Annotated in this window: 6 protein-coding genes and 1 other RNA gene; 2 read left to right on the top strand and 5 right to left on the bottom strand. The window is 62.7% G+C overall.

Annotation, left to right across the window (positions count from 1 at the left end; translation table 11 throughout):
* Positions 1–262: helix-turn-helix domain-containing protein (locus ACYJSS_RS05625; protein ID WP_459479428.1), on the bottom strand; the 262-nt coding region annotated here is incomplete at its 3' end.
* Positions 263–597: 335 nt separating this feature from the next.
* Positions 598–3,516, bottom strand: a complete 2,919-nt coding sequence (locus ACYJSS_RS05620; RefSeq protein WP_111260191.1) for an ATP-binding protein — start codon at positions 3,514–3,516, stop codon at positions 598–600.
* Between the two features lie 144 nt (positions 3,517–3,660).
* Here ACYJSS_RS05620 and ssrA point away from each other — a divergent pair.
* Together ssrA and ACYJSS_RS05610 are read left to right on the top strand one after the other, a co-directional pair.
* Positions 3,661–4,035: a transfer-messenger RNA gene (gene ssrA / locus ACYJSS_RS05615) on the top strand.
* A 215-nt stretch (positions 4,036–4,250) separates the two neighbouring features.
* Positions 4,251–4,631, top strand: a complete 381-nt coding sequence (locus ACYJSS_RS05610) for an HNH endonuclease (protein ID WP_236206626.1) — start codon at positions 4,251–4,253, stop codon at positions 4,629–4,631.
* Here the strand turns inward: ACYJSS_RS05610 and ACYJSS_RS05605 are convergent.
* The 3 genes from ACYJSS_RS05605 to ACYJSS_RS05595 form a co-directional block, all read right to left on the bottom strand.
* Complete coding sequence (locus ACYJSS_RS05605) at positions 4,621–5,604, bottom strand: phage integrase (protein ID WP_236206625.1); 984 nt, start codon at positions 5,602–5,604, stop codon at positions 4,621–4,623. The genes ACYJSS_RS05610 and ACYJSS_RS05605 overlap by 11 nt on opposite strands.
* Complete coding sequence (locus tag ACYJSS_RS05600; protein ID WP_236206624.1) at positions 5,604–6,881, bottom strand: hypothetical protein; 1,278 nt, start codon at positions 6,879–6,881, stop codon at positions 5,604–5,606. The genes ACYJSS_RS05605 and ACYJSS_RS05600 overlap by 1 nt, the downstream gene beginning before the upstream one ends.
* Positions 6,882–7,040: 159 nt before the next feature.
* Complete coding sequence (locus ACYJSS_RS05595; RefSeq protein ID WP_236206623.1) at positions 7,041–8,324, bottom strand: zonular occludens toxin domain-containing protein; 1,284 nt, start codon at positions 8,322–8,324, stop codon at positions 7,041–7,043.

The raw sequence follows: 8,324 nt of genomic DNA, 5'->3' as shown, positions 1-8,324 counted from the left end.
GCAGATGGAGCAGCTTGCGAGCGCCCCAATAAGGGAATTGGTGATGCAGGCGCACCACCTCTCGCTCCAACTCGGCGTTGCTGCGTCCAGGACTCGTCAGAGGACGACGGGACTGATCCTGCAGGCCGGAATCACCCAGTTCTTGATATCGCTCCAGCCATTTGTAAGCCGTCTTGGGGCTGATGCCGTAGCGTCGACAGAGCTCCCGGATGTTGCTCTGCGGGTGTTGGGCCAACAGTACGAATTCACGTCGTATCGACATGGTGGTGCACTCCTGCCACGGCATCGCTCGAACTCCTCTTCGAAGGATTCCGTAAGCCTAAATGCGTTACCTATGTCTCCCGACACCTGTCACCTATGTCCCCCGGCTGAACACTGCGCGCACCTGGAGCTGACCGGAAGCACCGTGCGGCGGTGCGCGCGGCACACCCTACGGCACGAGCTCATCCTGTCAGCTCTCAGCTCGAACTATCACAAGCAGGATGACCATGACCACGCCCTAAGGACGTGTCTTCCCACGCTCAAATGAAAAAGGGCTGCGCACGACATGCACAGCCCTGGTAGCCCAGGCTTCAGCCCGGGGAGAGTTCACCCGCCTCAGAAGGCCGGCGGCTCGCGCTCCAGCAGCGACAGCGCCAGGCGCCGGACCTGCTGCAGGTCCACCGGCTTGGTCAGGCAGGCATCGGCCCCGCGCCGACGCGCTTCGGAGAGGTTGGCCTCGTCGACCGCCGCGCTCACCACCAGCACCGGCATGCCGCGCAGGTGCGGGGTGCGACGGACGTAGTCGAGCACCTCCAGGCCGTCCCCATCGGGCAGGTCGAGGTCCAGCAGCAACAGGGCCGGCGTCTGGGTTTCCAGGGTCGACAGGGCGCGACCGACCGAGCCCGCACCGCGCACTTCGGCCATGTCGCGCAGGCCTTCCTTGAGCACCTTGAGGCAGGCCGGGTGGTCCTCGACGCAGAGCACCTGGGCCAGCGCCGGCGCGGGCGCGCTTTCCGGGGTGCCGGAATCCGCCTGGTTCGGCGGTGCGGCGCTGGGCAGGTCGATCCAGAAGCGGCTGCCGATGTCGCGGGTGCTGCTGAAGCCGATCTCCCCCCCCATCAGCTCCGCCAGCTCGCGGCACAGCACCAGGCCGATGCCGGTGCCGGGGATGGTCGAGTTCTCGCGCCCCAGGCGCTGGAAGGGCTGGAACAGCATGGCCTGCTGCTCCTCGCTGAGCCCCGAGCCGCTGTCCGCCACCCACAGCCTTACACCGGCCGAGCGCAGCTCGTAGCCCAGGCTGACCATGCCCTGCGGGCTGTTGTACTTCACCGCGTTGGACAGCAGGTTGAGCAGCACCTGGCGCAGGCGCCGGGCATCGGCCAGGACGAAGAGCGGCGGCTCCGGCGGCGCCATCATCTGCAGGTGCAGCTGGCGGGTCTGCAACTCCGGCTGGATCAGCTCGGCGCAACCGGCCAGCAGCGGGCCGATCTCCACCGGTTTGAGCTGCAGTTGCTGGCGACGGTTCTCGATGCTCGACAGGTCGAGGATGTCGTCCACCAGGGAGGTCAGGTGGCGGCTGGCGTTGACGATCTCCTGGGCGTATTCGGCTTCCTCGCGACGCTCGTCCTTGCCCTCGGTCTCCAGCCCGATCAACTGGGCGAAGCCGTGGATGGCGTTGAGCGGCGTGCGCAATTCGTGGCTCATGCTGGAGAGGAAGCGGCTCTTGGCCTGGCTCGCCGCCATGGCCTCGCGGCTGGCACGGCGCAACTCGTCCTCCACCTGCTTGAGGCGGGTGATGTCCACATGGGTGCCCGCCACCAACTGGGCGCGGCCTTCGGCGTCGCGCTCCAGCACCTTGCCGCGGCTCAGCAGCCAGGCGTACTGGCCATCGGCATCGGCGAAACGGTATTCGGCGTCGAAATTGTCCTGGCCGCTGTCGGCGAAGAACAGCCGCAACCGGCGCACGCGCTCGACGTCGTCGGGGTGCACGCGGTCATTGAAGTCGTTGAAGCTGAGCTCGTCGGAGGGCAGGCCGAAACGCTTCACGAAGCGCCCGCTCATCTTGATCGACAGCGTGCGCGCGTCCACTTCCCAGAGGCTTTCGGTGGTGCTCTCCAGCACCAGTTCCAGGTTGCGCTGGGCCTCGACGCGCTCCTCCTCGCTGGCACGCAATTGGTCACCAGTCTGCTGCACCGCCAGGGCCATGGATTCCAGCTCCATGATCCGGCTGCTCGGCGCCTCGGGGCTGAAGTCGCCCTGGCCGATGCGCTGCATCATCCCGGAGATGCCGGCCAGCGGCACCGAGAGCTCATCGCTCAGGCGCCGCGAGCGGGCCCACATCCAGGCGAAGAACAGTGCATAGAAGAAGGCCAGGCCGGCGATCAGCAGGTAGCCGATCTGCTGGTAGCGCTCGGCGAGGCGGTTGGTCTCGCGGAAGATGTTGGCCTCGTCCACCACCATCATCAGGCGCCAGCCGGTCTGCGGGATCTCGGTCCAGGCCACCAGTTGCTTGCGCCCGCCGAGCAGCACCTCCTTCATGTTGCCCTGGCCGGACTGCATCGCCTGGAGGATGGGCTGCATCTCGGCGTGTTTGGCCAGGTTGAAGTCTTCCGGCTTGAGCACCTCGCGGCGCACCGCCTCCTCATAGGAGTAGCGGGTCAGCTCGCGCAGGCCGAAGTCGCGCTCCCCCGCCGCCGGCAGCGCCATGATGCTGTTGTCGCGGCTCACCAGCATGGCGTAGCCCTGCCACGGCACCTTGAGGTTGCTGATGGCGCCGAGCATCTGCCCGACCGTGATATCCAGGCCGACCACGCCTTCGAGGAAGTCGTCGCGGTACACCGGCGCGATCGCCGACATCATCCAGCCCTGGCCGGCCGGGTCGAGGTAGACGTCGGTCCAGACCACCTTGCGCCCGGGGTTGTGGCCGGCGTCGGCGAGGTAATAGAAGTTGTAGTCGGGTATCACCATGTCATGGGGATACTGCTCGGGCGTCATGAAGAAGGGGTAGATGCGGTTGTAGCTGTCCCAGCTGTTGAAGTAGACCGCCGCCATCAGCGGGTCGCTCTCGCGGATCGAGCGCATCAACGGATCGAGCTGCGACAGGCGTAGCGCCTTCTCGTGATCCTGGCGCTCCACCGGCGTGCTGTTGGCATAGAAGGAAGCGGAGCGGCCGTCGTCGCTCTGTGTGTAGAAGACGCCATCCTCGCTGAGGCGGTGGCGCGAACGCTCCAGCTCGTCGGGCTGGAAGCTGCGGTCCTGCACGGCCCGGACGGCGCTGTCGCGGAACAACCGGGCAAGGCCCTCGATGCTCTGCAGGCGCCCGTCGATGATCTTGCCCTCTCGCACCACCGCGCTGCCGAGGTCCTCCAGCGCGCTCTGCTGCAGGTAGTCCACCTGGGCATCGCGGATCGCGCTGTTGGTCAGCAGGTAGATGGCGATCAGCACCGACTCCACCAGAATCAGCGGGATCAGCGCGCTTTGCACGAACGCACGCCATATCCACTGGCGCAACGGGTAACGGGGGGAGCGCGGCATTCGGAGGACTCGTTTGAGGGACATCCTGACAATAGCTGGCAATCATAAGCGAAGCCGGCGGACAGCCCAATTGTGCACTGACCGTCGACGCGGAGGCGCCTTTGGCGTACCATCCGCCTTCTAGCTTTACCACTAGAAGCTTTTGGGGCCGATTAGGATTCGACGCCGGTTACAAAACTCTAGGGGCATGCCGAGCTGGTAGCAGACCTCGTAAATCAGCTGCTGCAAACTTATAGTTGCCAACGACGACAACTACGGGGCGGCCCTCGCGGCCTAACCCTTCTGGTGGCTTCGGCCGCCAGCAGTCATAAGGGGATGCCTGTAAACCCGAAATGACTGTCAGATAGAACAGGATCGCCGCCAAGTTCGCTGTAGACGTAACGGCTAAAACTTATACAGCTCGCTCTGAGCACCCTGCCAGTCGGGCCGCAAAGAGCTAACTCAGTAGACTTGGCTAAGCATGTAGTCCCGAAAGCGGCGCACTGGCGGACGGGGGTTCAAATCCCCCCGGCTCCACCAAATAAACCCCTGATTCTCCTAGTGAAAGTCAGGGGTTTTTCTTTGGGTGTCGAAAAAGTGTCGAAAACGGCATTGCCGTTGGGCCTTTGCAGCAGTAATTTCTACGAGCCGTTACCCGCACTGGGCCGGTGCTTGGCCAACTCGCGTACCGCGGTTGGTACCGTGATGGTTCAGTACTTGAGCACGCGGACTTCCTTTAAATACAGGAGGCCGATGTGCCCAAGAACGCCGTCAAAAAACACCGTCAATCTGCCTTCGAACGCCAAAATGGGAAATGCTGCTACTGCGGCTTTTTGATGTGGCAAGGCTCTCCAGAACCCTTTGCCAAAGCCCATAGAATCTCTGAGGCCCAGGCAAGGCACTTCCGCTGCACCGCTGAACACCTGCTCGCTCGACAGGACGGAGGGACTGACTCCGAGTCCAATATCGCCGCAGCCTGTGCACGATGTAATGCGCTTCGCCACCAACGCAAATCACCCCCTGAGCCCGTCAAATACCAAGCCTTGGTGCAAAGCCGCCTTGATAAAGGTCGCTGGCACTGCATCTCACCGAAAGCAAAGCTCAAGAGAAGCAAACCCGTTCATCTCAGCCGTTGAATGGGCCAAGACGAACAGCATCCTGCAGGTGATCTGGAGCAAGGTGCGCATACCGCATTGTCATGACGACGGTGGAGTGCCCGAGGATTTTCTGAAGGGTAAGGATGTTGCCGCCGTTCTGGATGAAGTGGCTTGCGAAGGTGTGGCGCAGGGCGTGGGCGGCCTGCCCTTTCGGGAGCTTGATGGTGGTTCGCTCCAGGGCACGGCGGAAGGATGTGATGCATGACGTGAACTGGCCATGCGTTCGCCAATGCCCCCTGAGCCGATCCGCCAGCTCCCCGGATATCGGGACGGAGCGGACCTTCCCTGATTTGGTGCCGGCATAGGTCACGACATTACCCTGCAAGCGGTTAGGGCTGAGCTTTTCAGCCTCGGACCATCTAGCCCCCGTGGCGAGGCAGAGCAGTGTCACCAGCTCGGTATGCGGGTTCTCACAGCCGGTACTGATCGAGTCGAGCAGTTCGCCTATCTGGTCCGTGGTGAGCCAGGACAGTTCACGCTCCTGCAGCTTGAGCGGCTTCACTCCGGCAAGAGGGTTGTCGAAGTCGATCTGGCCGAGGTCACGCAGTTCGTTGAAAACGGCTCGGATGTAGCCCAGCTCATTGTTCATCGTCTTCGGTGACACACCGGCATCGAGGCGATTTCGCCGCATGGTCGAATAGGCCGAGGCGTCGAGAAGCCTTGCCACCGGATCACGCAGACGGACCGCCATTTGCTCCAGCTTGGAGAGGCGTCGCTTTCCGTCCCGGAGTGAGTGGCCGTGCAGGTTGAACCAGAGGCGGATCAACTCGGAAAGCCGGCGACGATCCTTCGGCCTGGGTGTCCATGATGGGGCCTCAATCACCCTGGCGCGGCAGGTCGCTTCGAAGCGCTGGGCTTCCCCTTTGGTCTTGAAGGTCTTGCGGAATCGCCGGCCCTTGATGGGTTCTGTGTCGACTCGCCAACGTCCGTCAGGCAGTTGATTGATCGCCATTAGACCGCCCTCCCCCATCTGACATGCCGTTCTTCGAGCAGCTGCTTGATGTGCTTGTAGATGTCGTGCTCGGTCATTTCCTTGGTGGCGTAGTGGTCGCGGATCACAGGCCAGCATTCCCAGGTCTGCAACCGTTCAAAGGCGGTCTTTGCGCCCACTCGCTCCCGTGCAAGCAGGCTGACGAAGTTTCCCAGGAACAGCTCGACGTTCTTGCCCGAGAAGCCCCTGGCGGTCTTGTGATAGCGCTTGTACTCGGTTTCATCGATGAGCGAATCGACGGGCACGTCGACCTTCACGTCGTTGCGGATGAGCGTCCAGATGGGCTCGAAGTATCCAGGACGGGCGAGCAGGCGGAACTGGCTCAAGCCATAGCGCCACAGGCCGTCGAGGTGACGGGTGAAGGCTTCGTAGGTCTTGGTGTCGATAGCCAGGCCGGTCCTTGCGTCGATGGAACCGGAAGCGAACTGCTGGACGATGGAATGGTGGTAACGCAGCTCGATACGCCAGACGTCAGCCTCGGGGTTGTAGTTGTACGGATCGTCGTCACAGAAGGAGTCTCGTCGTTTCCAGACGCTTTCCCAGTAGTCGAGTTTGTCGGTGACGCGGGCCTGCTCGGTCTTGTTGTACAGGCAGAGCTGAATGCCACTGGCCGAGCCGAACATGAAGGTTTCGCCACGCCCGTAGACGCTGGACTTGGTGTCCCACTGGATCTCATTGATGCCCGAGATGTCGCGGTGTGTTCGGGCCCGGCAGTGCATTCGGGCGACCAGATCGGCAGGCGGGGTCCAGTTCTGGAGATCCAGGGCGAGGTGAACAGCACACTGGTTCACTTCGACATGGGTCAGCAGGTGTTCGGCGTAGCGATCCATGCGGGCCTGCAGCCGGTGAGGGCTTAGAGCGTCGATGGCGTGGGGAGAGACTTCGATTTTGACGTGGGGGCCGATGCTGTCGACCTTGGCGTTGAAGTTCTTCACCAGCAGGACGAAGCCCAGGTCAGCGTTTTGCAGCTTGTACTGGTAGCCGGAGTCCTTGCCGACACGTCCGGCATGCCAGCGCTCCCCAGCGAATTCAACGATGGTCCCGGGGTTGTCGAAGAGTTCGATGACGCCCGGACGTATCAGGCCCCGGTAAAGCTGACGCACCGTATCCACTCCACACCGAAGAAGCGTGACGCGACCCAGGTCGGTCATTTTCAGGGTGTGTGGGTCAATGAACATCCGGCCCTTCGGGTCTTCGTTGCAAAGGGCGTCGACTCGCAAAAGGTCTTTGGCTGCCATGTTCGAATCTCCAGCATTGGCCAACATTGGCCGTTTCAAAATGGGTTTATCTGACGTGTTACAGGGACGTCAGCGCCGCGCGTGCGGCCTGTCGTGCGCTCGTGCCTTGCGCTCCCTCCAGGCCGCACGCGCAGCGTGGAAGAGCGGGACCGCATGCGGTCATTGCAGCGTCCTCGTAGCGCGGCTTGAGTCGTTGACCACCGTGACCCGCACAGTCCCTGGGGCTGCGTAGGGGTCGGTTGGGGGTGGCGGTGACGTGGCAAGCACAGGGACTGTGGGGGCGTTGTTGCGGGGCTGGCCCAGGCAGGTAAAGCGGGACTCCCAGCCCTCATAGGTGACCCGCACTACGCATTCGCCCTGGGGTTTGAAGCGGTATCCGCTGGCCATGAGCTGCCAGGAGTTGAGCTCCATGACGCGCCCCTCGGAGTCAGTCATCTGGAAGAGGTAGATGACGCCCTTGGTGGGCATGTACAGCGTGCCGATGATCGAGATGGTGCGATCGCTGAAGGGGTGCGTTAGCTGAACAGGCGGGCCACCTGGCTGAAGGCCCACAGGCAGGCCAGGAAGGAGGCTAACCGGAGGATCACCCGCCGCAGCAACCACAGCGCCAGGCTGCCCAGTGTCTTGAGGGTAATTCGGATCGCCCCTCTGAGCAGGTTCAGCGGCCGTTTCATCAGGCGAAGCAACGCCGAACGTGACAGGGCCCATCCATGCCGAAAAGCTAAGGCAAGCGGCAATAAATGCCAGTAGTACCAGTAACTTAGGCGACCGGAGGAGGCTCTTGCCGGCTTTGGTGTCATGGTGCGTACCTGTGGCGGTGGAGTCGTAGAGGGTGAAGGTCTGCTTCCTGATCCGTTTGTATTCGATGACGGTGCCGTCCATGGGCGGACGGTTGATCTGGGCGTCGTGCTGGGCCTCTTTGTAGCGGCCGGGGATGCCGATGACGGCGAGGTTGGAATGCCGGTAGGCCATCTCGCAGGTCATGCGGATGTCGTCGCGGATGTAGGCGATGTTGGGGGTGGTGAGGACGATGTCCCAGTTGAAGTGGCGGTGCCGCGTCCAGGCGTCGAGCCAGCCCATGGGACGGTCCGCTTCGGCGGCAGCTTCAGGGCCACCGGGGAAGTCGAAGCGTTTGAGGTCGCTGTCGCGCCAGGACTTGGGAAACACCAGCTGGGTTTCGTCAAAGATGATGAAAGCGCCCCGCGGTGCCCATTGGAACCAGGTGCGCATGCGCTCGAGGTCGGGGAGTGATTCGAGCGAGAGGTTGATGATTTCGCTGGTGTTGGGCAGCTCGGGGAAGACGGTGTAGGCGCGCTCCAGGGTGAAGCCACGGATGTTGGTGATGATGACGCGCCCCTCTTTGAGAGCTGGGATGGCGTCGTCCTGCAGGGCACCTGAAGTCTTGTAGGAGCCATTGGGGCCGTGGTGGATTTTGATCGACAT

The organism is Pseudomonas sp. No.21 (genome assembly GCF_054558415.1).
This window is presented reverse-complemented; position numbering and strand designations above follow the sequence as displayed.

What these genes read in the sequence shown, in the direction of transcription:
- ACYJSS_RS05620 (WP_111260191.1), bottom strand. Translation starts at nt 3,516, where the DNA reads ATGCCGCGCTCCCCCCGTTACCCGTTGCGCCAGTGGATATGGCGTGCG.
- ACYJSS_RS05605 (WP_236206625.1), bottom strand. Translation starts at nt 5,604, where the DNA reads ATGGCGATCAATCAACTGCCTGACGGACGTTGGCGAGTCGACACAGAA.
- ACYJSS_RS05600 (WP_236206624.1), bottom strand. Translation starts at nt 6,881, where the DNA reads ATGGCAGCCAAAGACCTTTTGCGAGTCGACGCCCTTTGCAACGAAGAC.
- ACYJSS_RS05595 (WP_236206623.1), bottom strand. Translation starts at nt 8,324, where the DNA reads ATGTCGATCAAAATCCACCACGGCCCCAATGGCTCCTACAAGACTTCA.